Source organism: Caballeronia sp. EK (assembly GCF_014384845.1).
GTDB lineage: Bacteria > Pseudomonadota > Gammaproteobacteria > Burkholderiales > Burkholderiaceae > Caballeronia > Caballeronia jiangsuensis.
Window position 1 is genome coordinate 711,962 of sequence record NZ_JACSUE010000001.1, and the last position, 25,143, is coordinate 737,104.

The window sequence follows — 25,143 nt, forward strand, 5'->3', positions numbered from 1 at the left end:
ACCGTCGGTGCGGCAACATTCTCGTAAAGGAATCGCAACGCACGGCGACTGCATCGACGTCTTATGGCCGTGTGGGTAAAGCCTATGTGCACAAAATCGATATGTGAAATACGATTTCAGAATCCATTCGATACGAGAAACATATGGATATCCGGCAGCTCCGCTATTTCATTTCAGTCGCTGAGGAAGGCAACTTCAGTCGCGCGGCCGAGCGTCTGCACATCTCGCAACCGCCGCTGAGCCAGCAGATCAAGTCGCTGGAAGACTCGCTTCGGGTTACGCTTTTTGTGCGCGGACGCCACGGGGCACGGTTGACGCGCGCCGGAGAGGCACTCCTTGTGCGTGCGCGCAGCATCGTCGGCGACTGCGACTCGGTCGAAAAGCTTTTGCGCAGAGTGGCCGATGGACTCGAGGGCTATATCCGCATCGGGATCATCAACTCGGTGATGTACGGCCCGTTGCCGAGGACCATGCATCAGTTTCAGAAGCACAATCCTGAAGTCGAGTGGACGCTGCATGAGCTGTTGCCCGATAAGCAGCAAGAGGCGTTGGTGCGGGGGCAAATCGACGTTGGCTTTGCCTGCAGTCCGACGGAGCATCGCGAGCTTCGGTCGATCCTGGTCTATCCGCAACCGCTGGTCGTCGCGCTGCCGGACAGCCACCCGCTTGCAGATTGCCGTTCCGTTCGTCTGCGAGTGCTCTCCGTTGACCGGTTCGTCTTGCTCAACACACAGAGTCCGATGATTCGAGGCATTCTCGCCGCGTGCATCACAGAGGGCTTCCAGCCGCGTGTGCTGCACGAGTCCGCCGATCCCGAGACGATACTCAGTCTCGTGGGTGCCGGCGTCGGTATCAGCATCCTGCCCGAGTCGCTCTCGACCACGCCGCGCGAGAACGTCGCGTTCGTCGCACTGGACGAACCCGAGATGAATGCGGACCTCTACGCCACGGTCCGGCGTGACGACTCGCTGCCCGCGCTCGAGCGTTTTCTGGCGTTGCTGAGCGAAGTCACTAACGCGTGGCGCAGCGAATCATCCAACTGACGCATCGATAAAAAAGCATTCGTTGCGGGTTTTCCATGCCCCAAATGCAGTCGCCTTTCTCTTGACAAGCAAATCTCGACCGCTGCATGATTCGCTCGTGGGTAGAAGCGGTCGATTGAACATGCAGCGGCGCAATGCCGCGATCGTTCAACTGGAGATTGCTCACTGACGGAGTATTTGTCAGTGGCGCCAGTTTCCTTTCTCTGCCCTCGACAATGCTCCCGAATGCAAGATGCAGTCCGCTCGGCTCATGCCGCGGTCTGCCTGCCTTCAACCTAAGCATTGCGAGGAGATCCCGCATGATTATCGACACCAGCTGCTACCCGACGAATCTCGTCGATCTGGCATGGCGGCATGATGGCGAACCCTTCACCGGAGAACGCCTGATCCAGATGATGGACGGTCCGTTCACGATCAACGGCAAGCCGCGCCGCATCGATAAGGCCTTCATCCAGCCGCCGCAAGGCAACACCATCTACACCTACACGGACGGCAACAAATCCGGCGTCGAGTCCATCGACGCGTACATGGCTTATACGGTGGAAATGGTCGAGAAGTATCCCGACCGCTTCATCGGCTGCTTCGTCTACAACCCGCGCTGCGGTGTGGAGAACGGCGTCAATGCCATCGAGCATTACGTTCGCAAGCTCGGCTTCAAGATGGTTCAGTTCCAGGCCAACATGCACGCCTACCGGCCCGACCGCGCGCTCGACTGGCTGCGTCCGGCGCTGCAAAAGTGCGCGGAACTCGGCGTGATGGTCAAGCTGCATACGGGCGATGGCCCGTACAGCATTCCGACTGAGTGGGTGCCCATGATCAAGGAGTTCCCGACGGTCAACTTCATCATGGCGCACTTCGGTGTGCAGACGGGCGGCGTCTATTGTTTCGAGCCCTTCCAGATGGCGATGGACCTGCCGAACGTGTATTGCGAGTCGGGGTGGTGCCTGCAGTCGCGCATCGTCGAGTTCGCGAAGGTGCTGCCGAAGCACAAGATCCTGTTCGGCTCCGATACCCCGCCCAACGAGCCGGGCATGTGGCTGCGTCTGCTCGAAGTGCTTTGCTTCGAACCGCCGCAGGGTCTGAATCTCGATGAAGACACGCTCGAAGATTATCTCGGCAACAACACGGCTCGCATGATCGGGCTCGACCCCACGCCCGCGCCGCGCTCCGTCGAAGAAGCGAAGACCTTGCTGGCCGCCTGAGCGAAGCTGCGGCACGCCAATTCACAAGATACTGGAGTACCAGCATGATCATCGATACCCATCTGCACCCGACCAATCTCGTCGACGAAGCGTGGCGACACACCGGCGAGCCGTTCACAGGCGAGCGTCTGCTGAAGATGATGGATGGCCCGTATGTCATCAACGGCAAACCGCGCCGCATCGACATGGGCTTCATCCAGCCGCCGCCGGGCAATACCGGCTATCGCGACGGCAACCGTCGCGGCCGCGAGGGCATCCGCGACTACATGGCTTACGTGGCCGAACTGACACAGAAGTATCCCGACCGGTTCATCGGCAACTTCACGTTCAATCCGCGCTGGGGTCCGGAAGAAGGCGCGCTCGAACTCGAATTCCATGTGAAGGAGTACGGCTTCAAGATGCTGAAGCTGCACGCGAACATGCACGGCTATCGTCCGGATCGCGCGCTGGACTGGCTGCGCCCCGCGATGAAGGTTTGCGCGAAGTACAACGTGGTCGTTCTGATCCACACCGGCGACGGTCCCTATACGATCCCGACGATGTTCTACCCGATCATCCGCGAGTTCCCGATGGTGAATTTCATCATCGGCCACTTCGGCATTCAGACGGGCGGCAACTACTCGTTCGAAGCGTTCTGGATGTCGATGGACACACCCAACGTGTACTGCGAGTCGGGATGGTGCTTCCAGTCGCGCATTGTCGAGTTCGCCCGGCAACTGCCGCGCGACAAGATCGTTTTCGGCACGGACACGCCGCCTAACGAACCGGGCATGTGGCTGCGCGAGCTGGAGATGTTGTGCGGTCCCGCGCCGCAGGGCATGGACCTCGACGAGGACGGTCTCGAAGACTATATGGGCAACAACATCGCCCGTCTGGTCGGCATCGAGCCGTCTCCGCCGCCGCGCAATCTCGATGAAGCCGAGCTGCGCCTGAAGGATAGCTACGCAAAGCTCAACGACGTCGTAGCGTAAGCGGACGTATGGCGGGCCGGCGCATCGACGGCCGGCCCGCGATAGCAGCCGAGCGCAGCGGCCCCCGGGATACGGTCGACACCGGCAACCGGGCGCTGCAAGGCTGATGACAAGGAATACTAATGACATCGTCTAATTCATCTGCCCTCGCCTGCTCGCGCGCAAATCCGCAAGATTTCCGCCATTTTCTCGACGGCTACAGCATTGCAAATCCGGGCGACGTTCTGACCATTCGCGAAAGCGCGAGCGCGAATCAGGACCCGACCGCAGTGATATGGCAGCTTGCCGCGAGGGGGCAACATCCTTTACTGATTTTCGATCGGGTCACGGGTCTTCGGAGTCCGTTGGTGACCAACGTCTTCGCGTCGCGCAGCCGGATTGCGTGGATGCTCGATTCGTCTCTCGCGAATCTGCACACGGCATTCCAGCAGCGCAGCCGCCGGATGGTTGCGCCGCGCGTGCTGGCAAATGGCCCGGTGCTGGAGCACGTCCAGACCGATAACATCGATCTGACCGACATTCCGGCCATCACCCATTTCTCGACCGATCGCGGTCCGTACATCACGAACGCCATCCTGATTGCCGAGGATCCTGAAACGGGCGTCGGGAATGCAAGTTATCACCGTTCGACGCTCCATTCGACCACCGAAATCGCCACCAGCCTGCATTCGCGCGGGCATCTCTGGCGCATGCTCCAGCGAGCTCAGGAGCGTGGAACTTCGCTGCCGGTGGCCATGGTGATCGGCGCGCATCCCTTGTTCATGCTTGCCGGTGCGGCACGGTTGCCCTACGGGGTCGACGAGCGTCATGTGGCGGGCGGCCTGTTCGGGGCGCCGCTCGACGTCGTGCGCACGCCGAGACACGGTATCGCGATACCGGCGTACGCGGAAATCGTGCTCGAAGGCGTCATCGATCCGCAGGCACGCGCGGACGAAGGCCCTTTCGGCGAGTTCACGGGTTACTCATCGGACCGCTCGACGAACAACCTCTTCCGCGTGCAAAGCGTGCTGCGCCGGCGCGATGCGATGCTGATCGATGTGGCCGGCGGCAATTCCGCCGAGCATCTCAACCTGGGTCGCATTCCGCGCGAATCGGAGATGGTCGAGAAGCTCAAGGAGCGCTTTCCGAGCGTAACCGCGGTCCACTATCCCTCGTCCGGCACGCACTTTCATGCCTACGTGGCGCTCAGGCAAATGCGCGCCGGCGAAGCGCGACAGGTCATGCTCGGCTTGCTGGGTTGGGATCCCTATCTGAAAACGGTCATCGCCGTGGACGCGGACGTCGATATCACGCGTGACGAAGAGGTGCTGTGGGCCGTGGCCACCCATTTGCAGCCGCACCTCGATGTCGTGATCATCGACGGCTTGCCGGGCAGCGCGCTCGACCCGTCCGCATCCGGTGTGGGGACGACATCGCGAATGGGGCTCGACGCAACGCGCGGTCCCAACTTCGACGGAGTGCGCGCGCAGATCAGCGCCGAAGCCATGGCGCGCGCCGCACAACTGATCGCTACAGCCAGATCGCACACAGGGCCGGATAGCGTATGACGAAGCGCATGATCGTTGGCATCACGGGCGCGAGCGGCGCGGTTTATGGCGTGCGTCTGCTGCAGAATCTCGCGCAACGCCCGGAGTGGGAAACGCACCTCGTGCTGTCCGCGTCCGGACTGTTGACGGCGGGGCACGAGCTCGGTCTGCAGCGCCGCGAGATCGAGGCCATGGCGAATGTCGTGCATAACGTGCGGGATATCGGCGCGGCCGTCGCCAGTGGTTCATTTCGTTGCGACGGCATGGCCATAGCACCGTGCTCGATGCGCACGCTGGCGGCGATAGCCACGGGCCTCGCCGACAATCTGATCACGCGCGCGGCCGACGTAATGCTCAAGGAACGCCGCAAGCTGGTGCTCATGGTGCGCGAGACGCCGCTCAATCTCATCCACCTGCGCAATATGACCACCGCGACCGAAGCGGGGGCCATCGTGTTGCCGCCCGTGCCTGCCTTCTATAACCACCCTCGAACTGTGGACGACATCGTCAACCATACCGTCGGGCGCGTGCTCGACCTTTTCGACATCGATCACGACGGTCTCGTCGGCCGCTGGCAAGGGCTTCGGCCTGAACATTCAGCGGCATAAGCACCTTCTCGAACATCGACACCATTGCAGGAGACATCATGAGCCAACTCGACACTCGACATGCTTCTTCCAACGCGCCCGTTCCGGTCACGATCCTGACCGGGTTCCTCGGATCAGGCAAGACGACACTGCTGAACCATATCCTGACAGAGCGGCATGGACATCGCATCGCCGTGATCGAGAACGAATTCGGGGAAGTCGATGTCGACTCGGATCTCGTCATGACGTCCGATGAAGAAATCTTCCAGATGACGAACGGCTGCATCTGCTGTGTCGTCGATGTGCGTACCGACCTTGTTCGCATCCTGCAGAAGTTGCTGGAGCGTCCGGAGAAGTTCGATCACATTCTCGTGGAGACGAGCGGTCTCGCCGATCCCACGCCGGTGGCGGCGACGTTCTTCATGGACCACGACGTGGCGCGCCAGGTGACGCTGGATGGCGTCGTCACGCTGGTCGACGCGGTTCATATCGAGAGCCATCTCGACGACCCGGCCCTGCGAGGGCGCGACAATCAGGCAGTCGATCAGATCGTGGCCGCTGACCGGATCATCATCAACAAGACCGACCTGGTGCCGAGCTGGTTCGTCGTCGCCCTTGAACAGCGGTTGCACCGGTTGAATGAGGGTGCGCAAATCCTGCGCTCCAACTATGCGCAGGTCGATCTGAGCCAGATCCTGGGGATAGGCGGATTTACGCCAACGTCGGCAAGTCTGGACGTCGAAGAAGAACATGAGCATACGCACGACCACGCTCACGACCCTGACCACGTGTGCGACGAGGCTTGCGAGCACGCCCACGACCATCATGAACACGACGAAGGCGATAGCACACCGCATGGTCATCGCCATGATCCTTCGGTAACGTCCGTGTCGCTCGTGTTCGACCGTCCGTTCGATCGCTCGCGACTCGATGCCGGTTTGCGCGCGCTACTCGCGGCTCAAGGCGACGATGTATTCCGTATGAAGGGGATCTTCGATATCGCCGACGAGAATCAGCGCTATGTCGTTCAGGCGGTGCACCGTCTCTTCGACCTGCATCCGGCCGATCTGTGGGCTGCAGGCCCGCGCGAAAGCAAACTGGTGTTCATCGGACGCAATCTGGATCGGCAGCGTCTCAAGGTGCTGCTCGACCTGTGTCTGTCGCGGCAACATGCGGACGTCGTTGTGTGAGGCCTCCCGGCTTGGCGTTTTCGTAGCGTGTGACCCCGACGACGCGTCAAGCCGAATTCTTTTGTCTTGAATACATCAGTTGAGGTCGGACCTTATCAATACAGATAAGGATAACGAATCAATAGTATCTATTCAGCCAAAGTGATCGGCCGTACTTAACCAAGAGTGTTGACTGGAAACCATATGAAATCGAAACATATCGTGGCGGACTGCATTCCGAAATCGGCGAAACTGACTGCGCTTCTTTTTGCAGCGCTATCGGCGGGAACGGCCTACGCGCAATCCAGCATACAGCTCTATGGTCAGATAGACGAATGGGTCGGTTACCAGAAATTCCCCGCGAACGAGCATGCGTGGAATGTATCGGGCGGCGGGATGTCCACGTCCTATTGGGGCATGAAGGGGACCGAGGATCTCGGCGCTGGATTCAAGACGATCTTCGCGCTGGAAGCGTTTTATCGCCCGCAGAACGGCCAAAGCGGGAGATTTCAGGGCGATACTTTCTTCGCGCGTAACGCGTATGTCGGCATGTTCTCGCCGTACGGCACGCTGACGGCCGGGCGCATTACGTCGAATCTGTTTGTGTCGACAATCCTCTTCAATCCGTTCGTCGACTCGTATGTGTTCTCGCCGATGATCTATCACACGTACCTCGGCACCAGCACCTTTCCTGCCTATCGGACAGACCAGGGCGCGGTCGGTGACTCGGGTCGGAGCAATTCCGTTGCCTATACTTCGCCGGACTTCTCCGGCCTGAGCGGTTCGGTGATGTACTCGTTCGGCAACGGTGCCGGCGCAGGCGGCCAGCATAAAGACAGCGCGCAAGTGCTGTATCTGAATGGGGCGCTCAGTGCGACCGCGGTCTATCAGTACGTGAACTACAAGAATGTCGCCAACGATTTCTCGAACCCGGCCTCGGCCAACATCATTGCCGGCTTGCGCAGCCAAAGTATCGGCCAGCTTGGCCTGACCTACGATTTCAAGCTGGTGAAGCTATACGGGCAGTACATGTACACGCAGAATTCCGTGTCGTCAGGGGACTACCACGTGAGCACCGGTCAGGCAGGCTTCACGATACCGATCGCAAACGGCAAGGTCATGGCGTCCTATGCATATTCGAAGGATTCCGGCGGTTTCGATCAAACCAGGAGAACGTGGGCGGTAGGCTACGATTACCCGCTATCCAAACGAACCGATGTGTACGCCGCGTATCTGGATGACAAGATATCGGGCGAATCGCACGGCGAGACATTCGGTGTCGGGATTCGCGCGAAGTTCTAGCGTTGCCTAGCCGCGATGCTGGATCAAGCTCTCGAGCGCTATCGGGAAAGGAACCGAGGCGCTACCTCTCTAAAAGCAGGCTGCCTCGGCGGCGTCGATAAAACGATCGCCTCAGACTCGAACTTGCCGCAGATCGAATGGCGTCTCGCGCAAGCGCTTGCCCGTCAGCCTGAACACGGCATTGGCGATCGCCGGTGCAACCGACGGACTCGACAACTCGCCGACACCACCGGGCTTCGCCGGATCGCCCTGCACGATGTGTATGTCGATGTCGGGCATGTCGCTCATGCGCATCACGCGATACGAACCGAAATTGGTCTGCTGAACCTGACCGCCGCGGATATCGATGCGGTCTGCGAGCGCGTGTCCGAGGCCCCACATCAATCCGCCGTACAACTGCTCTTCGACGCCGCCCGGCGACACCGCGAGCCCGCAGTCGGCCACGCATGTGAGCTTGTCGATCACGATGCCATCGTCCCGGCGCGTCACGCGCGCAATCACCGCGATATAGCTGCCGTATGCCCGATTCGTCGCGACGCCGAGCGCGGTGCCGCGCGGCAACGGCTTGCCCCAGCCGGCTCGCGTCGCCGCCTCGCGCAACACGGCGGCATGCCGCGCATCCTTCATGTGCGCAAGCCGAAAGTCGACCGGATCGCGATGCCCGGCATGCGCGGCTTCGTCCATGAATGACTCGACCGCGAACACGTTCGGGATATAACTCACCGCGCGATACCAGCCGGTCGGCACGCCCGTTTCGTGACGCACCCAGCCGATATCCACATGCGGCGCGCCATAGGCGAACTCGAATTTGCTGATGGCTTCCGTGGTGCTGTAATCCATGCGATCGGGGCGATCGGTATAACCCGGCTCCCATTGCTCGGGCGATGCGGGCATCACCGCGCGCAGTTGCAGCGCCGAGAGATTGCCGCGCGCATCGAGCACGGCCCTAGCACGATGATGGCTCGCCGAATGATAAAAGAGCGCGCGCATTTCGTCTTCGCGGCTGTTCATCAGCTTGACCGGCTTGCCGGTTTGCAGCGCGAGCCACGTGACTTCGAAGAGCCAGTACTTCGATTCGCGCACCGAAGCTGCCACCCGAAACCAGCTCATGCAGCACGACGCGATTCGCCGGAATGCGGCCGATCACTTCGGCCGCCTCCCGTGCCATCGATGGCACCTGCAGGCCTCCCCAATACGCGATGCCACCGTCTTTCGCCCATGCCGTCACGTTGACGGGTTCGAGCGGATTCTGCGCCTTGTAAGGCATCGAGTACGACGCCTCGATCACATGCGAACCGCGCTTCAGGATGGATGCGGCGTCGCCGTTCATCACGGTCGGCACGACGCGGGCGGCGGGATCGTCGAGCCATGCGGCCTGACGCGCGGACAGATCGCGGCTGTCGAACTTTTCGAACGCACTGTTTTCCCATTCGATGCGCAACGCGGCCTGCCCCTTGTGCGCGGACCAGTAATCGTCGGCGAGCACGGCCACGCCAGCCTGATTGCCGCCGAGCACATCCGGGCGTCCAGGTATCTGCAACACCTGGCGCACGCCTGGCACGGCGAGCGCGGCTTTGGCATCGACGCTGCGCACGCGCGCGTCGATCACGGGCGCGCGCGTGACGACCGCGACCAGCATGCCGGGCAAGCGCACGTCAATGCTGTATGCGAACGCGCCGCACACCTTCTGCGCGGCATCGCGCTTCTTGCGCAGCTTGCCGATATACCTGAACTGCGACGGATCTTTCAGCGGCACGTCTTTCGGCGCAGGCAAGCTCGCGGCGACGGCGGCCAGCGTGCCGTAGCTCGCGCGCGCGCCACTCGCCTTGTCGATCACGAAGCCATCGTCCGTGGCGCACGCGGACGGCGGCACGTTCCACTGTTTCGCGGCCGCCGCAATCAGTATCGCGCGGGCGGTCGCGCCCGCATGCCGCAAGCGATCGTATTCGAGCGACACGCTCGTGCTTCCGCCCGTCGAGAACACCTTCCACAAGGGATGAATGTAATCCGCGTAGAACGGATTCTCGGGCGTGATCACGTCGATGCGAAACGGATCGACATCCAGTTCTTCCGCGACCATCGCGGCGAGCGCGGTGCGCGTGCCGGTGCCCGAATCGTGCTTATGGACGACGAGCTTGATGGTGTCGTCGGGCAGCACGCGCACCCAGGCGTTCGGCTCGAATTCGCCGTCGCGTGGGTGCGGATCGCCGCTCTTCGCCGACGCCTCGGGCAACCGAAAGCCGATCGCGAGCCCCGCTGCCAGCAACGCGGACCCTTGCTGCATGAAATGGCGACGCGCCGCGCGATGTTCGATCCGCATTCAGGCCTCCGCCGCCGCGCGTTTGATCGCCCGGCGAATGCGCGAATACGTCCCGCAGCGGCAGATGTTGCCGGACATCGCCGCCGCGATGGCGTCGTCGCTGACGGACGTCTTGCCCTTCAGAAACGCGGCCGCCTGCATCAATTGCCCCGACTGACAGTAACCGCATTGCGGCACGTCTTCCGCGATCCACGCACGCTGCAACGGACTCGCGCCATCCTTGGACAGACCTTCGATCGTCGTGATGCGCCGGCCCGCGACGGCCGCGATCGGCAACAGGCATGAGCGCACCGCTTCGCCCTCCAGATGCACCGTGCATGCGCCGCAAAAGCCGCCGCCGCAGCCGAATTTCGTGCCCGTCAGACCCAGCGAATCGCGCAGCACCCACAACAGGGGCATGTCTTCCGGTACATTGTCGAGCGAGTGCCGCGCGTCGTTGACGATGATTTCTATCATGCGCTGTCTCCTGAATGTCGTTCGTGTTCGCGGCCATTATGGGAAGCCGCCGCGGCGGAACGCCAGCGACGATTTCTTTGATCATCCGTAAGCCCGGCTAACACCCATGTTGAAGCGCTACCCTTCCATCCAGTCGATGCAGGCCTTTCTCCAGGCCGCGCGCGCCGGCAGCTTTTCGAGCGCGGCGCGTCAGTTGTCGCTCACGCATAGCGCGATCAGCCAGCAGATCCGCACGCTCGAGGAGTTCGTCGGCCAGCCGCTCTTCGTGCGCGAAGGCGCGCGCGTCGTGCTGACCGATGCGGGCGCGCTCTTCGCGAATCAACTGGGCGATGGCTTCGAGCAGATCGATCGTGCGCTGTCGTCGGTGAAGGAACGCGAGGTCACGCAGTCGATCACGCTCGACGTCGATCCCGAACTCGCGCAAAGCTGGCTCGTCGCGCGCCTGCCCGCGCTGCTCGGCGCGCTGACAGGCGTGGCGCTGACCGTGTTGTCCGCGCCGCGACACGATCGCAGCGCATTCGAGCGCGTGGATCTCGCGCTGCGTTACGGCTATGGCGAATGGGATGGCTTCGAGAACGCGCTGATTTGCGGCGATCGCCTGACGGTCATGGGCGCGCCCGCGCTGCTGCAGGCGCGTGGACTCACCGCGCCGCTCGCGCCGGAACACGTGCTCGCGCTGCCCTTGCTCGGCTACACGAAGCGCTCATGGATACCGTGGCTCGCCTCCGCCGGTCTGCCGGAAGTGGAACCTCATGCGGTCGCCGTCTTCGACAACGCGGCGGGACTGATCGCGGCCGCGAGCGCGGGCGTGGGCGTCGGACTCGCGCGTGGCCTGCTCGCCGCCGATGCGCAGCACGACGGCAGGCTGATCGAATTGACGCAAGTCGAGATCCCGACGCACTACAACCTCTACGCCGTATGGCCGCGCGAAAAGTCGGCACGTGTGGCGCCGCTCGTCGATGCGATACGCGCGCTCGTCGCGCAAACGCTCAACGCGCGCGTTCCGCGCTGACGACCTCGCGCACCGTTTCGAGAAACCGCGCCAGCACCGGCGACGGCGTTTCCGCGCGATAACGCGCATGCAGCGAAACTTCGGGACGCGGCCCCGCGAGCGGCACGAAGGCGACGCCGCCGCCCGACAACTGCGCGGCCGACGCCGGCAGCAGCGCAACGCCGAGCCCTTCGCGTACGAGACATAGAAGCGTGTGCAGCTCCACGACTTCCTGCTCGATGCGCGGCGTGAATCCCGCCTCGACGCAACAGTCGCGCAGGAATCGCGCGAGTTGCGACTGCAGCAAACCGAACGACAGGAAGCGCTCGGCTTCGAGTTCGCGCAGCGCGATCTCCTCGCGCGACGCGAACGGATGCGTCAGCGACAGCGCGACCACGGCGGGTTCGCGCAACACGACTTCGCTGACGATCTCCGGATCTTCGCGCGCCACGCGAAAGAAGCACACATCGAGCCGGCGCTCTTTCAACGCCTGAATCTGCGCGGCAGGCGTCATCTCGTGCAGCGTCCATCTCACTTGCGGATGCTTGCGCGCGAATACGCCGAGCGCGCGTGGAATGGGCTCGACCATCGCCGAGCTGATGACGCCGATCTCCAGGCTGCCCACTTCGCCGCGTCCCGCGCAACGCGTGAGATCGATCGCGCGCTCGAACTGCGCGAAGATCAGCGGCGCCTGTTCCTTCAGTGTTTTCCCTGCCTCGGTAAGCTCGACGCGATGTTGCGAGCGCAGGAAAAGCGCGGTGCCCATCTCCTCTTCGAGGATGCGGATCTGCTGACTCAGCGGCGGCTGCGAAATGTGCAGCCGCGCGGCCGCGCGGCCGAAATGCAGTTCATCGGCGAGCACCGCGAAGTACCGCAAAAGCCGCATATCCATATCGCCAACGTATCAAAGTCGTGGTCAAAAAATATTGTACAGAGCGTGCGCAACTTGTGAGACTGCATCGCAAGCAGCAGTGCACGTCAGTGTGACACTCGATGCCGGCGAGGGGAAGACGCACGCAGAACGCGTCTTGCAAAAGGCCGCATGGGCAAGCTCGCGAGAGCTTTCGTTCCATCGACGCGCCTGTCCGCGATCAGGCAACTGGACAAGCCAGTTCCCCTCAAGGAGATCGAGACCGTGATCATCGACACGAGCGGGCTCGCGGCTCCGTATCCGGTCGCGCAGACCTGAACAACCCCGCCGACAACGATAATCAGGAGACACGTGATGAACCCCGAACAACACCCCGTCGATCGCATCTTGCCCAAGCGGCAGATGATCACGCTCGGCCTGCAGCACATGCTCGTCGCTTATATCGGCGCGATTGCCGTGCCGTTGATCGTCGCATCCGCATTGAAGATGTCGCCCGCCGACACCACCGTGCTCATCAGCACGGCGCTCTTCTGCTCGGGCATCTCGACGGTGCTGCAGACCGTCGGCATCTGGAAGTTCGGCGTACGCCTGCCGATTCTGCAAGGCGTTGCGTTCAGCAGCGTGGGTCCGGTCATCGCGATCGGCATGAGTCCGGGCGTCGGCTTTGCGGGCGTGTGCGGCGCGGTGATCGGCGCGGGCGTGTTCACGATGTTCGCCGCGCCGCTCGTCGGACGTCTGCGGCGCTTCTTTCCGCCTGTCGTGACCGGCTGCATCGTCACGGTGATCGGGCTGCAGCTCTTTCCCGTCGCGTATCAATGGGCGGGCGGCGGCGAGAACGCGCGGCAGCACTTCGGCGCGCTGCCTTTTCTGTGCGTCGCGCTCTTCGTCGCGCTCGTGATCCTCGCCGTCAACCGCTTCGCCAATGCTTTCCTGCGCAATCTGTCGGTGCTGATCGGCCTCGTCGCGGGCAGCGTGCTGGCCTGCGCGCTCGGCATGGGCGACTTCGGCAGCGTCGCCGACGCGCCGTGGTTCACGATGCCGCTGCCGTTTCACTTCGGCATGCCCGTGTTCTCCGTGGTGCCCGTGCTGACGATGATCGTCGTCATGGTCGTGCAGATGGTCGAATCGATGGGCCTCTTCGTCGCGATCGGCGATATCGTCGACAAGAACATCAGCGAGGAAGACGCCGTGCGCGGCATGCGCGCGAACGGTCTCGCGAGCGCGATCGCCGGCATGTTCGCCGCGTTTCCGTTCATCGCGTTCATGGAAAACGTGGGCCTCGTGATTCTGACCGGCGTGCGCAGCCGATGGGTCGTGGCGGTGAGCGGCGTGCTCATGTGCATCGTCGCGCTGGTGCCGAAGATCGGCGCGGTCGTGGCCGCGACGCCCGCGGCCGCGCTCGGCGGCGCGGGGGTCGCAATGTTCGGTGTCGTGGTCGCGGCGGGGGTGCAGACGCTCTCGAAAGTGGACTTCGAGCGCAATCGCTACAACGTGCTGATCGTCGGCTTCACGATTGCGACCGCGCTCATTCCCGTGATGGCCCCGCAAGTCTTCAAGCAGATGCCTGAGTGGACGCAGCCCTTCGTGCACAGCGGCGTCGTGCTCGCGTGCCTCGTATCGGTCGTGCTGAACGCCGTGCTCAACGGTGCACACGAAGAAGAAGACGTGCCTGCGCACAGCATGGTGCGCGAGTGAAACGTAATGACAGGACTACCCTTCATGAACATGAAAAACGAAGCGCTGCTGATCAGAAATCCCGTCGCGGTGATGAGCGGCTTGCGCGGCGATGACGCGCGTCTCGGACAGGTCGATATTCGCATCCGCAACGGCATCATCGAGGCCATCGCGCCCGATCTCCAGGCTCGCGACGGCGAGCGTGTCATCGATGCGAGTGCGTGCGTCGTCTATCCCGGCTGGGTGAACACGCACCATCATCTGTTCCAGAATCTGCTCAAGGCGGTGCCTTCGGGCATCGACGCGGATCTGCAGGAATGGCTCGCAGCCGTGCCCTATCCGCGCCTTGCGCGCTTCACGCCGGAGCTCGCGCGCGTCGCCGCACGCCTCGGCATGGTCGAACTGCTTTTGTCGGGCGTGACGACGTGCGCGGACCATCACTATCTCTATCACGCGGACGGCACGACGGAAACCGGCGATCTGCTCTTCGACGAAGCGGCGTCTTTCGGCTTGCGCTTCGTGCTGTGTCGCGGCGGCGCGTTGCAGGCGGCGGGCGATCACCCCGGCTTCTCGAAGGTCGCGCTCAAGCCTGAAACACTCGATCAGATGCTTGCCGATATCGAACGGCTGAAGGCGCGCTATCACGATCCACGCACGGCATCGATGCGCCGCGTGGTGGTCGCGCCGACGACACCGACCTTCTCGCTGCCTCCCGCGCTTCTGCCCGAAATCGCGCGCGCGGCGCGTGGCATGGGTCTGCGCATGCACACGCATCTGTCGGAGACGCGGCGCTATGTCGAATTCTGCCGCGAGCGGTTCGACATGCTGCCGGTCGAGTTCGTCGCCGAACACGAATGGCTCGGCCCCGATGTATGGTTCGCGCATCTCGTGCATCTCGAAGCGAGCGAGATCGCGATGCTCGCCGAAACGGGCAGCGGCTGCTCGCACTGCCCTGTCAGCAACGCTCGGCTCGGCAGCGGCATCGCGCCCGCGCCGGCGATGGCCGCGGCGGGCGTGCCGATGTCGCTCGCGGTGGATGGCGTCGCGTCGAACGAGTCGGGCAGCATGATCAACGAGGCGCACTTCGCGTGGCTCGTGCATCGTGCGGCGCAAGGCGCGTCGGCGACGACGGTGGAGGAAACCATTCACTGGGGCAGCGCGGGCGGCGCGGGCGTGCTCGGCCTCGATGCGGTCGGCTCGATCGAAGTCGGCAAGGCCGCAGACCTCGTGCTGTACGACATCGACGATCCGCGCTTTTACGGCTTTCACGATCTCGCCGTTGCGCCGGTGACGGCGGGCGAACCCGCGCGCGTGCGCTACAACATCGTGAACGGGCGCGTGGTCGTCGATGACGGCGTGATTCCCGGTCTCGATATCGATGCCTTGCGCCGCGAGGCCGCCGAGGGCGTGAAAGTATTGCTGGCCGACTAGCGAGGGCTCGACATGCAAACGAAACGATTGAGGATCGGCATTCTGACGCCCTCGTCCAACACGGCGCTCGAACCGATCACCTGCGCGATGCTGAGTGCGCTGCCGCAGTTAAGCGCGCACTTCGCGCGCTTCACCGTGACGGAAATCAGCCTGACGAATCAGGCGCTCGGCCAGTTCGACGTGAGCCGCATTCTCGATGCGGCGAAGCAACTCGCCGATGCGCGGGTCGACGTGATCGGCTGGAGCGGCACATCGGCGGGCTGGCTCGGCTTCGAGCGCGACGAGGCGCTGTGCCATCAGTTGACTGAGGCGACTGGCATTCCCGCGACGACATCGGTGCTGGCGCTGAACGAGATTCTCGCGAAGACGGGCGTGCGCCGGCTCGCTCTCGTTTCGCCCTATACCGACGATGTGCAGGAGCGCATCATCCGCAACTACGAGAACATCGGCGTCGAGTGCGTGGCGGAACGGCATCTGGGACTGAGCGAGAACTTCAGCTTCGCCGAGGTGCCAGACACGCTTCTCGCCGACATGATGCGCGAAGCGGCCTTCGCCCGGCCCGATGCGGTGACGACGTTCTGCACGAATATGCACGCGGCGCATCTGGCGCAGCCGTTCGAGCGCGAGACGGGCATTGCTGCCTACGATACGGTGGCGACGGTCGTGTGGAAAGCGCTGCGCATGCTCGATGTCGATACGTCGCCGTTGGCGGAATGGGGGAGCGTCTTTGCGATGAGTGCGTGATGTGGATGGAGGGATGCGAGTTGATCGAAGAACGCGCCGGGCTTCATTGGGCGAGCGTCGCTTGTTATGTCGCTTGGCGCGCTAGCTATCGTGCATTGTCTGCGATCCGCCGACGCGAGGCGTGTCGGACGCCTTGCGTGATTCACGTCAACGCTTCGCGCGGCCTTCCATTCACCTCGACGATCAGCACAGGAATCGACTTCGCGCCCGGCACCTTGCTTTCCTTGGCGTAATGCCATAACGGCAGCAGCGGATTGCACTCCGGGTAATAACCGGCGATGCATCCCTGCGGTATGTCGTAGGGCTGTATGCGCAGGCCTGCGACGCGTCGCTCGAAGCCATCGTCGGCGATCGTGCGCAACGTGATGCGGTCGTTTTTCCTTAGACGGTGTTGCGTCATGTCGGCCTCGCACATGAAGATCACCATGCGATCGCCCTTGATGCCGCGAAAGCGGTCGTCGAGACTATAGATCGTCGTGTTGAACTGGCTGTCGCTGCGCAGCGTCATGAGGCGCAAGGACTGCGGCTCGCGCTCGGGCATATCGGGATCTTCGCCGAGGGTCTCGGGCACGGAAAACTCCGCCTTGCCGCTCTTCGTCTGCCACTTGCGTTCACGCACGGCCAGATTGCGCGGGAAGCCGCCTGGCGTCCACATTCTTTCGTTGAAATCGTGGAAGGTGTCGGGATAGGTTTTCGCGATTTCGTCACGCACCAGCGCATAGTCGTTGCGCCAGCGATCCCAGTCCACCGTCGAACGCGCGCCGAGCGTGTGCTTGGCCAGTTCCGCGACGATGTGCGGCTCCGAGCGCGCATCCTGCGAAGCGGGCTCTGCCACGCCGCGCGAACCGTGAATGCAGCCGGTGCTGTCTTCCATCGATACCGCCTGCGCGCCGCTTGCCTGCGTATCGATTTCGATGCGGCTCAGGCACGGCAGAATGTACGACTTCTCGCCATGCACGAGATGACTGCGATTGAGTTTCGTCGCGATATTGACCGTGAGTTTCAGATTGCGCCATGCCGGCTCGATGCGCATGCGGTCCGGCACCGAACGCACGAGATTGCCGCCGAGATTGATGACCGCGCTGACCTTGCCGTCGAGCATCGCCTCGAAAGTCTCGACGATGTTCATGCCCTTCTCGCGAGGCGGCTCGAAGCCGAACTGGCTTGCAAGCTCGTCGAGCGGCGCGAGTTCTGGCTTTTCGGTGATGCCCACCGTGCGTTGACCCTGCACGTTCGAATGCCCGCGCACCGGAGACGGCCCCGCGCCCGGCTTGCCGACATTGCCGCGCAGAAAGAGCAGATTGCATAGCATGCGCACGTTCTGCACGCCTTGCCTGTGCTGCGTGATGCCCATGCCGTAATGCGCCATCACCGCGTTCGCGCGCATGTATTCCGCAGCGGCGGCTTCGAGGTCCGCGCGCGGCAGTCCTGACACGCGTTCGATCTCGCTCCACGACGCGGCGCGCACATAGTTCGCGAAGGCTTCGAATCCCACGGTGTGTGCTTCGATGAAATCGACATCGAGCACGCGCGGCTCGCCGCGTTCCCGGGCGCGATCGTCGGCGTCGATGACGGTCTTGCAGATGCCGAGCAACGCCGCCGTGTCGCCGCCCGTCTTCACCTGATGATATTGCGTGCTGATCAGCGTATGCGCAGGCGTCATCATCTCGACCGGCGATTGTGGATTGCTGAACTTCAACAAGCCCGGCTCGCGCAATGGATTGAACGTGATGATCGGCACGCCGCGCTTTCTGGCTTCCTGTAGCGGATGCAGCATGCGCGGACTATTGGTGCCGACGTTCTGGCCGAAGAAGAACATGAGATCGGTTTTCTCGAAGTCTTCGAGTCTCACGGTGCCGACGCCCACGCCGATCGCTTCCTTCAGTCCGACGCTCGTGCTCTCGTGACACATGTTCGAGCTGTCGGGCAGATTGTTGGTGCCGTACATGCGTGCAAAAAGCTGGTACATGTACGACGTTTCCAGCGATGCGCGACCGGATGCATAGAACGCGACGCGCTTCGGATCGAACGTGCGCAACTCGCGGCCGATGTCCTCGAAGGCTTCTTCCCAGCTCACGCTCACGTACTTGTCGGTGGCGGCGTCATAGCGCAACGGCGCGGTGAGACGCCCGGCGTCTTCGAGATCGTGATCGTGCCACGCGCAGAGTTCCGTCACCGTGTGGAGCTCGAAGAACTGCGGCGTCATGCGCTTAGCGGTGAGATCCCACGCGGTTGCCTTCGCGCCGCTTTCGCAGAATTCGAAGGTGTGCGGATCGGCGGGCTTTGCCCACGAGCAGCTCACGCACGCGAAGCCTTCCGGTTTGTTTTGCTTGAGCAGCACCGTGCTGAACTTGAGCGGCACTTTCTCGTGAATGAGTGCGCCCGTGACGGCCTTGAGCGATCCCCATCCACCCGATGAATACGGGTATGCGGCGTTCTTGCGAACGACGTTGTCTGATTCGGCCATGTCTTTGCCTCGCGCGCTTTCGATGAATTTGCTTAACGCGCAAGCAAGCCGCATACCCCTTAGCACGGCTTTCAACAGCAGTTGGCCGGCGCTGTATTCGTGCGACTAGTTCGGTTCATCGACTCGGCACGGAGGGCGTGTGCGATAGCGCCGTCGGTTGACCATCTTCTCCCTTCGAAAACTCTGTGCGGGAATTCGAATGGAAGAATCGCGCACGTTCCGTGGCTACCGGACAATCACGCTGGTTCCGCGTCACGATAGTTATCTGCCATCGCGACAGCGAGTTCCCGCAGAGGGGCGCCGTCCTTCACGTGATTCAGATGAACCGTGCTCGCATCTGCCGTCAAGCCTTCGTGGACTGTCCCACCGATCTGCGCCAGCAAATCCGCAATCAGCGCCTGGCGCCTGCGAAATGCAGCCCGCCGGTTTGACGGAACCTCGCTGATGTCGCGGTGCCACTGGCGAAGCGGCAGCAAGAACCGTCCATCGGCCTCGACTCCGCCTAGCTCGCGCCAGAAGCCGTCATAGTCCGCGGTAAACTGGATTGCGGTTGCAGCGGAAACGTGCGTCTTCTTCGTCACGCCAGCAAGTGCGTCCACCCTCGCCATCCTGCAGAGTTCGCCAACCGCTTCCATTACAGCGGCCTTCGGTCGTAGACCATGACATGCACGTGTAGCCTCGCGCACCCGCTCTCTGTCTCCGCCAGCCGGGCCTTGCAATCCCCCGATCAGCGCTCCCCGTTTCCCTGAGCCGGTATGCATTTCGAAGCTGATGGTCGCCCACGCAAGATCGACGTGCTCAAGCTCGTCGCGCCAGGCGACGGTCAGCAAGCCTTCGCGCCAGCAGCGTACCGGCTCGCTCACAACAAGCGAATACCTTCCCGTCGATGCCAACGTCACATATTCCGAGTTCAGGTAGACCCTGCGCGTCAGATCTTCACCGAACAGCTCCTGCACGACCGGAAAATGGCCGCACAGCAGCTCTGCACGCGCGTAGGCAGATATATCGGCCTGAGCGAAACAATGAAAGGGGCGTTCGAGGTAGCGCCGGTTGCGGACAACAATATCCGCAAGCAGGGGGTTCGTCGTCAACGCCTTCAACCAGATGCGTGCCGCGGACGGATTGAGCATTGCGTACATCAAAACGCGCGCCCGTCGGAAGATATCGTGAGGAGTTCGTTTGGGAATAGCTCTGGCTAACAGATTGCAAGCTTCAAAAAGCGACATAATCGACCACGATATATTTTCTTATTCGCGAAAGGCGCAGGCACGAAAGCGCCCGTGGCATTGCGAAAGTCGCTGCCAGAAAGTGCTTCGTAAGACACGGCATTTCGCTTCGTAAGCCCAGTCACAAACCTCGTCACGAATGTTTGTATTCACACCGGGCCATGCGAGCATTTCTTTCGATGCGGTGCGGCTAGCATCGGATTATTACGCGATATTTCTAAACGTAACGGGAGATTACAGGATAACTCGACGGTCGCCTAGGCCAGTTGAATTTTCTTGAGGGGAGCAGTAAGCGGCCGGAGAAGCAGTCAGTGCTGGCTGGAACCTGGTCGTGCTTCAGCACACTGATTGTGGAATCAAAGGTGCTCCCGTCGCGCGTCGAACTTGCGTCGCCGACGACAAGCTCGACGATCTCGCGATCACCGATCCGTACAAAGCGGTCGCGATCGACGTGGCGGCACTCGAAGCCGACCCGAATCTGCCGGGCGGGATCACGGTGACGGGTCTCGTCTATGACGTCAAAACTTGCCTCATAGAGACAGTTGTCCCAGCCACAGTGCTGCGGCACGACTTGACCCGATTCCCGCCGCGCGTCTTCGTATGCGACGGCCCTGCGAGGAGTGCGGCGGTGTCAAACCTGTCGCGCTCCAAGAACACGCACCGGGGTTTCGCGCTTCACGCCCTATGGTCGCGGAGGAATCTGAAGAACTCCACCCCTTCCTGCAGGCGTCGTTTCATCATCTCCCAACTCACCAGCATCTCGCGCACGATTTCCCAGATCTTTGTGGGTCTGAAATAGAAGCGCTTGTAAAACTCCTCGACGCCAAGAAAAATCTCTTCGCGCGACAGGTGCGGATAACCGATAGCCGATTGCTGAGTGCCGGCGGAATTGACAAGCGTGATAACTTTGCTTTTCTCCAGCCACCCGTTCTCGACAGCTTGCTTATGAAGGACCGTCCCCGGATACGGCGCGGCGAGCGATACCTGGATCGTGTGCGGATTGATCTCTTTCGCATACTGGATCGTTTTTTGTATCGTCTCTTGTGTTTCTCCCGGAAGCCCAAGAATGAATGTGCCGTGGATCTTGATGCCGAGCTTCCGGCAATCATCACTGAAGCGGCGTGCCATATCGGTCCGCAGCCCCTTTTTGACATTGACCAGAATCTGGTCGTCACCCGATTCGTAGCCCACTAGCAAAAGCCGCAGCCCGTTCTCCTTCATCACCTTGAGGGTTGAATACGGCACGTTCGCTTTCGCGTTACAGGACCACGTCACCCCTAGCTTGCCAAGGCCGCGAGCGATCTCCTCGGCCCTCGGCCTGAGATCGGTGAAGGTGTCGTCATCGAACATGATCTCCTTCACTTCGGGCATGTTGTCTCTGATCCATTTCACTTCTTCGAGGACGTTATCCACCGAGCGGGTGCGATAGCGATGCCCCCCGACCGTATGCGGCCAGAGGCAAAATGTGCACCGCGACTTGCAGCCCCGGCCTGTGTATAGGGAAACATAGGGATGCTTGAGGTATCCGCTGAAGTAGTTCTCAGTCTTGAGGTCGCGCTTATAGATGGGAGCGACGAACGGCAGTTGATCCATGTCCTCAAGAATCGGTCGGGCCTCGTTGTGCATGATTCCACCGTCGGGCAACCGATAACTCAGACCGAGAATCGACTCGAACGGAACGCCTTGCGCGATGTCGCGGCACGTGAAGTCGAATTCTTCCCGACATACGAAATCGATCGCATCGCTCGCAGCAAGCGAGCCATGAGGATCGACGGCTACCTTTGCCCCGATCATTCCGATCAGGATGCTGCGTTTGCGTTGTTTCAGATGCTCCGCGAAATGCGCATCGCTTGAGAACGACGGCGAGCTCGTATGAATGATGACCAGGTCGTATTCCTGAGCGATATCCAATGTCGCATCCAGAGAAAGACCATCTGCGGGAGCGTCCACAACACGGCTATCAGGAACCAGTGCTGCAGGCTGGACGAGCCACGTCGGATACCAGAATGACCGAATCTCGCGTCTCGTCTGGAAACGTGAGCCTGCTCCGCCATCGAAGCCATCGAAGGAAGGTGCCTGTAGAAACAGTGTTTTCATTGATGCCCTCAAAGATAACAGTCCGCTTGCAGGGATCGGTCACCCAGACAGACTCGCCGGGTTCTGGTGATGTTCGTATTGCTTCAGGCTTTCACAAAACTGTGCCGGACAGTGGCTAATGGACGCCACGCTCGCCGGTGAGAACATTGGAATGTGGCGGGACGCTAAAGAATACTACGACTCCCGCCTTATAAATTGCAAACGCTCGAACATAAAGTTATGCCAAGCATCGGCTCGACCGAAACGAGAACGCTTTCGCGTGTCGAGAAGTTCGACTGCTCACATGATTTGTCTCATACTGGCAGGAAGCGTCAGTTGATCCGATAAAGCAGCAACGACGGCGAAAAGCAGATCGACGCTAACGCGCGTGACTTCACTCGCTCAGTGTATTGAATCGGGAGACGACGGATGAAGCGAACTCGAGACGACACGGACGGTGTGCCCGTTGGCAACGGGCGGCATATCAGCCCAGCCGAATTTCTATTGATGGCCGGCTTTCTTGTATATCGCGCCCCTTTGGCGTCGGCCGATGCTCGAGCGGCGGCCCGCCGCGTTTTGACTACTGTTCTGGAGGTAGCGACTGCTCATGGGTTCGTCGATTCCGATGCACTTGAAGCGATGATGTCGAATGCCGAAAAATCTTCACGTATGTGGCGACTTGCAGAGCAAGCCACGGCCGCTGTCGGCGATACGGCCACCTATCTGCAAGTGATTCGTAGCGCTGGCGTAATCATTGATGCGAGCGCATGAAAGCTGCCGCTAATGAAAGTACTGAGTTGCGACGAACGACGTGGAATTTACCGTTACGGGACTACTTCGCGTTCGCATTGCCCGGCTTGGCAGCCATTGACCGCCGAGGGCCGAACGAGCGCTCGGCCGCTTGCCAGTAAATAAGTCCTGGCACAAAGAACAGAATATCGCGCACGCGTCGCGCACCTGCGAGTGCGAGGCACGTGGGCGCATCGATACCCAGCATGCCGCCGATCAGAACGAAGCCGCCTTCCTGCACGCCGATGTTACCCGGCACGACAAAGGCCACACTGCTTACGAGTTGAATCAGCGCCTCTAACACGAACGCTGTCGCGAAGCTTGCATTCGAGCCAAGCACGCGCAATGCTACCCAAATCTCCAGCGCCAGGCCGAGGCACTGCAGCGTTTGCCAGATGAACAAATAACGCACGACTATGCCGGTCTGCCGCCAGATCAATCTGATGGACTGATCGATTCGCGTTGACTTCCCGACTAGCGTGTACACCTTTCCACTGGTGACTTTGTTGAGCGTTCGCGCGGCACGTTCAAACGGCCGCGCATGCTGCACGAGCACGAATAGCAAGAGCACTGGCATGAGTCCGGCAAGCCCCCACGCGAACTTTCCCGCGAGACGCACGGCATCCGATGATGTCTGCCCCAACACATAGCCGATGGCTACGAGTGCAAAGACGACCTGGCTGATCAGCGTGAGTTGCATGTCGACGACGAGACTCGCCACGGCTGTTGCCGGACGCACACCGACACGGCCGAGCAGGCGAAATGAAACAATCTCTCCGCCGATTCGCGCGACGGGCAGCAGTCCGTTGATCGACTCGCGAATCCAGACGAGCTTGAGCATGGTTCCGAAGGAGGGCCGCTCCGCATCGCGGATCAGCAGGCGCCAATCCCAGGCGTTCGGTAGCATCGGGATGATATGTACGAGCGCGGCGAGCAGCAGCCCTGCACCGCCGGATTCCAGCAAATGCAGGATCGCTACAGGATCATCGCGCCAGATGAGCCACCCTGCGATCACCAGGCCGAGCAACGCGGCAACGGACCCGATAAATTTCATTTGAGCTCGTCCTGTCCAGGACGAGCGTTAGATGTCGAATCGATGATCATTCCAGCCCTGGGTCAGGTTGAACACACGACATCAAACCGTCTTCGTCGACATCGAAGCGTTGTCCACGCCATAACACGCGACACGAGAGGAAACTCGACAGGTAGATCGTGAATTGAAGGACGTCCCAGAGCGGTAACCATGCGAAGTTGCCGCAGCGCTCTCCCGTCGAGCGATCCGTTTGCCACACTAACAGTGCGCGAACGATGAGTGTCAGCGCGACCAACCCGCAGGCCAGCAGATTGCCAAAAGAAAAGAACATGGCGATCAATGCAAGCGGAAAAGGATGCATCACGATAGCACCGAGATGCCCCATCCTGTCCGCGGCGCGAATCGTGCGGCTCCATCGCAACTCGTGCGCGAACAGTTGGGAAAACGTCGTTTCGGCGCAGGCGTGACGCACGATAAAAGACGGAATCGCGACTGCAAAACCGCTGCTGCGGACTGCTTCGCCAATCGCGTGGTCCTCCGCGAGATGATGCCCAAACTGCGCGAGACCACCAATGCGCCGCAGTGTTGCGCTCGTAATGACAATCGTCTGGCCGAAGCAAGGTCGCGCGCGTTCGATCGAAAGTCCGGTCACCACGCCGGGCAGGAAGTGATAGTCGGTCATGGCGCCGCTGACCCGAGGCCAGAACCCGGGCGCACACATTCCACGATAGGCGCACGTGACCAGACCGACGCCGGGTTGTTGTAGCGCACCTACGACATCGCGCAGGAAGCTGGGTCTTACACGTACGTCGCTGTCGGCAAAGCAGAGCAGATCGTGCTCGGCACGATCCAGCATGTTCGTAAGATTGGCAATTTTCCGGTTAGGCCCGTACACCCTGCCGTCAACAACGACCGTTATATCTTTCTCAGGAAAACGCGCTCGCAATATGTCGAGGCTTTTTAACGCGGCATCACCTTCGTCATGGACGCCGAAAACATATTGAACCGCTCCCGGATAGTCTTGCTCCACGAAGCTCGTCAAGTTCTCGAATAGCTGCCACTCGGCGCCATGCAACGGCTTGATGATGGTAACCGCCGGGAAGCAAACGGCCGCACTTATCGGACGCGAAAAGAAACGTCGCATAACGAAGCCCGCCGACACGGTGTACACGATACCGATGCCGGAGCACAGTGCGGATAACGCGGCGGCACAGGCAAAGAGCAGGTGGACAACATGCAGTTGAGCCATATGCTTCAGGTCCATA

The 25,143-nt window shown here is 61.3% G+C and carries 21 protein-coding genes and 1 pseudogene; 13 read left to right on the top strand and 9 right to left on the bottom strand.

What is annotated here, in order from left to right; genetic code table 11:
* Positions 1 to 143 precede the first annotated feature (143 nt).
* The 7 genes from IAG25_RS02945 (at position 144) to IAG25_RS02975 (ending at position 7,800) form a co-directional block, all read left to right on the top strand.
* Positions 144 to 1,043 carry a LysR substrate-binding domain-containing protein gene (locus tag IAG25_RS02945; protein ID WP_187603438.1) on the top strand — a complete coding sequence of 300 codons (900 nt, stop codon included), beginning with the start codon at positions 144 to 146 and terminating at the stop codon, positions 1,041 to 1,043.
* 299 nt (positions 1,044 to 1,342) lie between these two features.
* Complete coding sequence (locus tag IAG25_RS02950) at positions 1,343 to 2,245, top strand: amidohydrolase family protein (protein ID WP_187603439.1); 903 nt, start codon at positions 1,343 to 1,345, stop codon at positions 2,243 to 2,245.
* 44 nt (positions 2,246 to 2,289) lie between these two features.
* Complete coding sequence (locus tag IAG25_RS02955) at positions 2,290 to 3,216, top strand: amidohydrolase family protein (RefSeq protein WP_187603440.1); 927 nt, start codon at positions 2,290 to 2,292, stop codon at positions 3,214 to 3,216.
* Positions 3,217 to 3,338: 122 nt separating this feature from the next.
* Complete coding sequence (locus IAG25_RS02960) at positions 3,339 to 4,763, top strand: UbiD family decarboxylase (protein WP_187603441.1); 1,425 nt, start codon at positions 3,339 to 3,341, stop codon at positions 4,761 to 4,763.
* Positions 4,760 to 5,350, top strand: a complete 591-nt coding sequence (locus tag IAG25_RS02965; protein ID WP_035498137.1) for a UbiX family flavin prenyltransferase — start codon at positions 4,760 to 4,762, stop codon at positions 5,348 to 5,350. Before IAG25_RS02960 ends, IAG25_RS02965 begins: the two co-directional genes overlap by 4 nt.
* Positions 5,351 to 5,388: 38 nt before the next feature.
* Entirely contained in the window at positions 5,389 to 6,519 is a 1,131-nt protein-coding gene (locus IAG25_RS02970) for a CobW family GTP-binding protein (protein ID WP_187603442.1), read from the top strand.
* A 183-nt stretch (positions 6,520 to 6,702) separates the two neighbouring features.
* Positions 6,703 to 7,800 (top strand): porin, encoded by a 1,098-nt coding sequence (locus IAG25_RS02975; RefSeq protein WP_187603443.1) that lies wholly within the window; start codon positions 6,703 to 6,705, stop codon positions 7,798 to 7,800.
* Positions 7,801 to 7,911: 111 nt separating this feature from the next.
* Here IAG25_RS02975 and IAG25_RS42220 read toward each other — a convergent pair whose 3' ends face one another.
* The 3 genes and pseudogenes from IAG25_RS42220 to IAG25_RS02985 form a co-directional block, all read right to left on the bottom strand.
* On the bottom strand, positions 7,912 to 8,484 hold the full coding sequence (locus tag IAG25_RS42220) for a molybdopterin cofactor-binding domain-containing protein (protein WP_375336498.1): 573 nt from the start codon (positions 8,482 to 8,484) through the stop codon (positions 7,912 to 7,914).
* Positions 8,485 to 8,493: 9 nt separating this feature from the next.
* Positions 8,494 to 10,120: pseudogene (locus tag IAG25_RS02980) on the bottom strand (molybdopterin cofactor-binding domain-containing protein); the annotation flags it as partial.
* Positions 10,121 to 10,576 carry a (2Fe-2S)-binding protein gene (locus IAG25_RS02985; protein ID WP_035498132.1) on the bottom strand — a complete coding sequence of 152 codons (456 nt, stop codon included), beginning with the start codon at positions 10,574 to 10,576 and terminating at the stop codon, positions 10,121 to 10,123. It lies immediately after the preceding pseudogene.
* A 106-nt stretch (positions 10,577 to 10,682) separates the two neighbouring features.
* On the opposite strand from IAG25_RS02985, the gene IAG25_RS02990 reads away from it, so the two are divergent.
* On the top strand, positions 10,683 to 11,588 hold the full coding sequence (locus tag IAG25_RS02990) for a LysR substrate-binding domain-containing protein (protein WP_187603444.1): 906 nt from the start codon (positions 10,683 to 10,685) through the stop codon (positions 11,586 to 11,588).
* Here the strand turns inward: IAG25_RS02990 and IAG25_RS02995 are convergent.
* Positions 11,566 to 12,459 carry a LysR substrate-binding domain-containing protein gene (locus IAG25_RS02995; protein WP_187603445.1) on the bottom strand — a complete coding sequence of 298 codons (894 nt, stop codon included), beginning with the start codon at positions 12,457 to 12,459 and terminating at the stop codon, positions 11,566 to 11,568. The two genes, IAG25_RS02990 and IAG25_RS02995, sit on opposite strands and share 23 nt — an antisense overlap.
* 150 nt (positions 12,460 to 12,609) lie before the next feature.
* Between IAG25_RS02995 and IAG25_RS03000 the strand changes: the two genes are divergently transcribed.
* From IAG25_RS03000 to IAG25_RS03015, 4 genes are read left to right on the top strand one after another with little or no spacing between them, the layout of a single operon-like run.
* The gene (locus IAG25_RS03000; protein WP_187603446.1) at positions 12,610 to 12,756 is read left to right on the top strand and encodes a hypothetical protein; all 147 of its coding nucleotides are present in this window, start codon (positions 12,610 to 12,612) and stop codon (positions 12,754 to 12,756) included.
* 36 nt (positions 12,757 to 12,792) lie between these two features.
* Complete coding sequence (locus IAG25_RS03005) at positions 12,793 to 14,133, top strand: nucleobase:cation symporter-2 family protein (RefSeq protein ID WP_187603447.1); 1,341 nt, start codon at positions 12,793 to 12,795, stop codon at positions 14,131 to 14,133.
* A 24-nt stretch (positions 14,134 to 14,157) separates the two neighbouring features.
* The gene (locus IAG25_RS03010) at positions 14,158 to 15,543 is read left to right on the top strand and encodes an amidohydrolase family protein (RefSeq protein WP_187603448.1); all 1,386 of its coding nucleotides are present in this window, start codon (positions 14,158 to 14,160) and stop codon (positions 15,541 to 15,543) included.
* A gap of 12 nt (positions 15,544 to 15,555) precedes the next feature.
* Positions 15,556 to 16,287 (top strand): maleate cis-trans isomerase family protein, encoded by a 732-nt coding sequence (locus IAG25_RS03015; protein WP_187603449.1) that lies wholly within the window; start codon positions 15,556 to 15,558, stop codon positions 16,285 to 16,287.
* 142 nt (positions 16,288 to 16,429) lie between these two features.
* Here IAG25_RS03015 and IAG25_RS03020 read toward each other — a convergent pair whose 3' ends face one another.
* The 3 genes from IAG25_RS03020 to hpnJ all read right to left on the bottom strand — a co-directional run bounded on the left by IAG25_RS03020 (position 16,430) and on the right by hpnJ (position 22,077).
* Positions 16,430 to 18,754 carry an FdhF/YdeP family oxidoreductase gene (locus tag IAG25_RS03020; protein WP_187603450.1) on the bottom strand — a complete coding sequence of 775 codons (2,325 nt, stop codon included), beginning with the start codon at positions 18,752 to 18,754 and terminating at the stop codon, positions 16,430 to 16,432.
* Between the two features lie 236 nt (positions 18,755 to 18,990).
* Positions 18,991 to 19,980 carry a DUF535 family protein gene (locus IAG25_RS03025; protein WP_255503479.1) on the bottom strand — a complete coding sequence of 330 codons (990 nt, stop codon included), beginning with the start codon at positions 19,978 to 19,980 and terminating at the stop codon, positions 18,991 to 18,993.
* 675 nt (positions 19,981 to 20,655) lie between these two features.
* Positions 20,656 to 22,077: a hopanoid biosynthesis associated radical SAM protein HpnJ gene (hpnJ, locus tag IAG25_RS03030; RefSeq protein ID WP_187603452.1), complete on the bottom strand. Its 1,422-nt coding sequence runs from the start codon at positions 22,075 to 22,077 to the stop codon at positions 20,656 to 20,658.
* 408 nt (positions 22,078 to 22,485) lie between these two features.
* On the opposite strand from hpnJ, the gene IAG25_RS03035 reads away from it, so the two are divergent.
* Positions 22,486 to 22,827 (top strand): hypothetical protein, encoded by a 342-nt coding sequence (locus tag IAG25_RS03035; RefSeq protein ID WP_187603453.1) that lies wholly within the window; start codon positions 22,486 to 22,488, stop codon positions 22,825 to 22,827.
* A 61-nt stretch (positions 22,828 to 22,888) separates the two neighbouring features.
* On the opposite strand, the gene IAG25_RS03040 is transcribed toward IAG25_RS03035, so the two are convergent.
* Together IAG25_RS03040 and hpnI are read right to left on the bottom strand one after the other, a co-directional pair.
* Positions 22,889 to 23,899, bottom strand: coding sequence for a lysylphosphatidylglycerol synthase domain-containing protein (locus IAG25_RS03040; protein ID WP_187603454.1), 1,011 nt, complete (start codon positions 23,897 to 23,899; stop codon positions 22,889 to 22,891).
* 46 nt (positions 23,900 to 23,945) lie between these two features.
* Positions 23,946 to 25,127, bottom strand: coding sequence for a bacteriohopanetetrol glucosamine biosynthesis glycosyltransferase HpnI (hpnI, locus tag IAG25_RS03045; RefSeq protein ID WP_187603726.1), 1,182 nt, complete (start codon positions 25,125 to 25,127; stop codon positions 23,946 to 23,948).
* Positions 25,128 to 25,143: the final 16 nt, after the last annotated feature.

Excerpts from the sequence above, each read along its gene's own strand:
- hpnI (WP_187603726.1), bottom strand. The coding sequence starts at position 25,127 with ATGGCTCAACTGCATGTTGTCCACCTGCTCTTTGCCTGTGCCGCCGCG.
- IAG25_RS02990 (WP_187603444.1), top strand. The coding sequence starts at position 10,683 with ATGTTGAAGCGCTACCCTTCCATCCAGTCGATGCAGGCCTTTCTCCAG.
- IAG25_RS03040 (WP_187603454.1), bottom strand. The coding sequence starts at position 23,899 with ATGAAATTTATCGGGTCCGTTGCCGCGTTGCTCGGCCTGGTGATCGCA.
- IAG25_RS02955 (WP_187603440.1), top strand. The coding sequence starts at position 2,290 with ATGATCATCGATACCCATCTGCACCCGACCAATCTCGTCGACGAAGCG.
- IAG25_RS03000 (WP_187603446.1), top strand. The coding sequence starts at position 12,610 with ATGGGCAAGCTCGCGAGAGCTTTCGTTCCATCGACGCGCCTGTCCGCG.
- IAG25_RS03020 (WP_187603450.1), bottom strand. The coding sequence starts at position 18,754 with ATGGCCGAATCAGACAACGTCGTTCGCAAGAACGCCGCATACCCGTAT.
- IAG25_RS02965 (WP_035498137.1), top strand. The coding sequence starts at position 4,760 with ATGACGAAGCGCATGATCGTTGGCATCACGGGCGCGAGCGGCGCGGTT.
- IAG25_RS02970 (WP_187603442.1), top strand. The coding sequence starts at position 5,389 with ATGAGCCAACTCGACACTCGACATGCTTCTTCCAACGCGCCCGTTCCG.
- IAG25_RS03005 (WP_187603447.1), top strand. The coding sequence starts at position 12,793 with ATGAACCCCGAACAACACCCCGTCGATCGCATCTTGCCCAAGCGGCAG.
- IAG25_RS03025 (WP_255503479.1), bottom strand. The coding sequence starts at position 19,980 with ATGTCGCTTTTTGAAGCTTGCAATCTGTTAGCCAGAGCTATTCCCAAA.
- IAG25_RS03010 (WP_187603448.1), top strand. The coding sequence starts at position 14,158 with ATGAACATGAAAAACGAAGCGCTGCTGATCAGAAATCCCGTCGCGGTG.
- IAG25_RS02950 (WP_187603439.1), top strand. The coding sequence starts at position 1,343 with ATGATTATCGACACCAGCTGCTACCCGACGAATCTCGTCGATCTGGCA.
- IAG25_RS42220 (WP_375336498.1), bottom strand. The coding sequence starts at position 8,484 with ATGGACGAAGCCGCGCATGCCGGGCATCGCGATCCGGTCGACTTTCGG.
- IAG25_RS03035 (WP_187603453.1), top strand. The coding sequence starts at position 22,486 with ATGAAGCGAACTCGAGACGACACGGACGGTGTGCCCGTTGGCAACGGG.
- hpnJ (WP_187603452.1), bottom strand. The coding sequence starts at position 22,077 with ATGAAAACACTGTTTCTACAGGCACCTTCCTTCGATGGCTTCGATGGC.
- IAG25_RS02995 (WP_187603445.1), bottom strand. The coding sequence starts at position 12,459 with ATGGATATGCGGCTTTTGCGGTACTTCGCGGTGCTCGCCGATGAACTG.
- IAG25_RS03015 (WP_187603449.1), top strand. The coding sequence starts at position 15,556 with ATGCAAACGAAACGATTGAGGATCGGCATTCTGACGCCCTCGTCCAAC.
- IAG25_RS02985 (WP_035498132.1), bottom strand. The coding sequence starts at position 10,576 with ATGATAGAAATCATCGTCAACGACGCGCGGCACTCGCTCGACAATGTA.
- IAG25_RS02960 (WP_187603441.1), top strand. The coding sequence starts at position 3,339 with ATGACATCGTCTAATTCATCTGCCCTCGCCTGCTCGCGCGCAAATCCG.
- IAG25_RS02945 (WP_187603438.1), top strand. The coding sequence starts at position 144 with ATGGATATCCGGCAGCTCCGCTATTTCATTTCAGTCGCTGAGGAAGGC.
- IAG25_RS02975 (WP_187603443.1), top strand. The coding sequence starts at position 6,703 with ATGAAATCGAAACATATCGTGGCGGACTGCATTCCGAAATCGGCGAAA.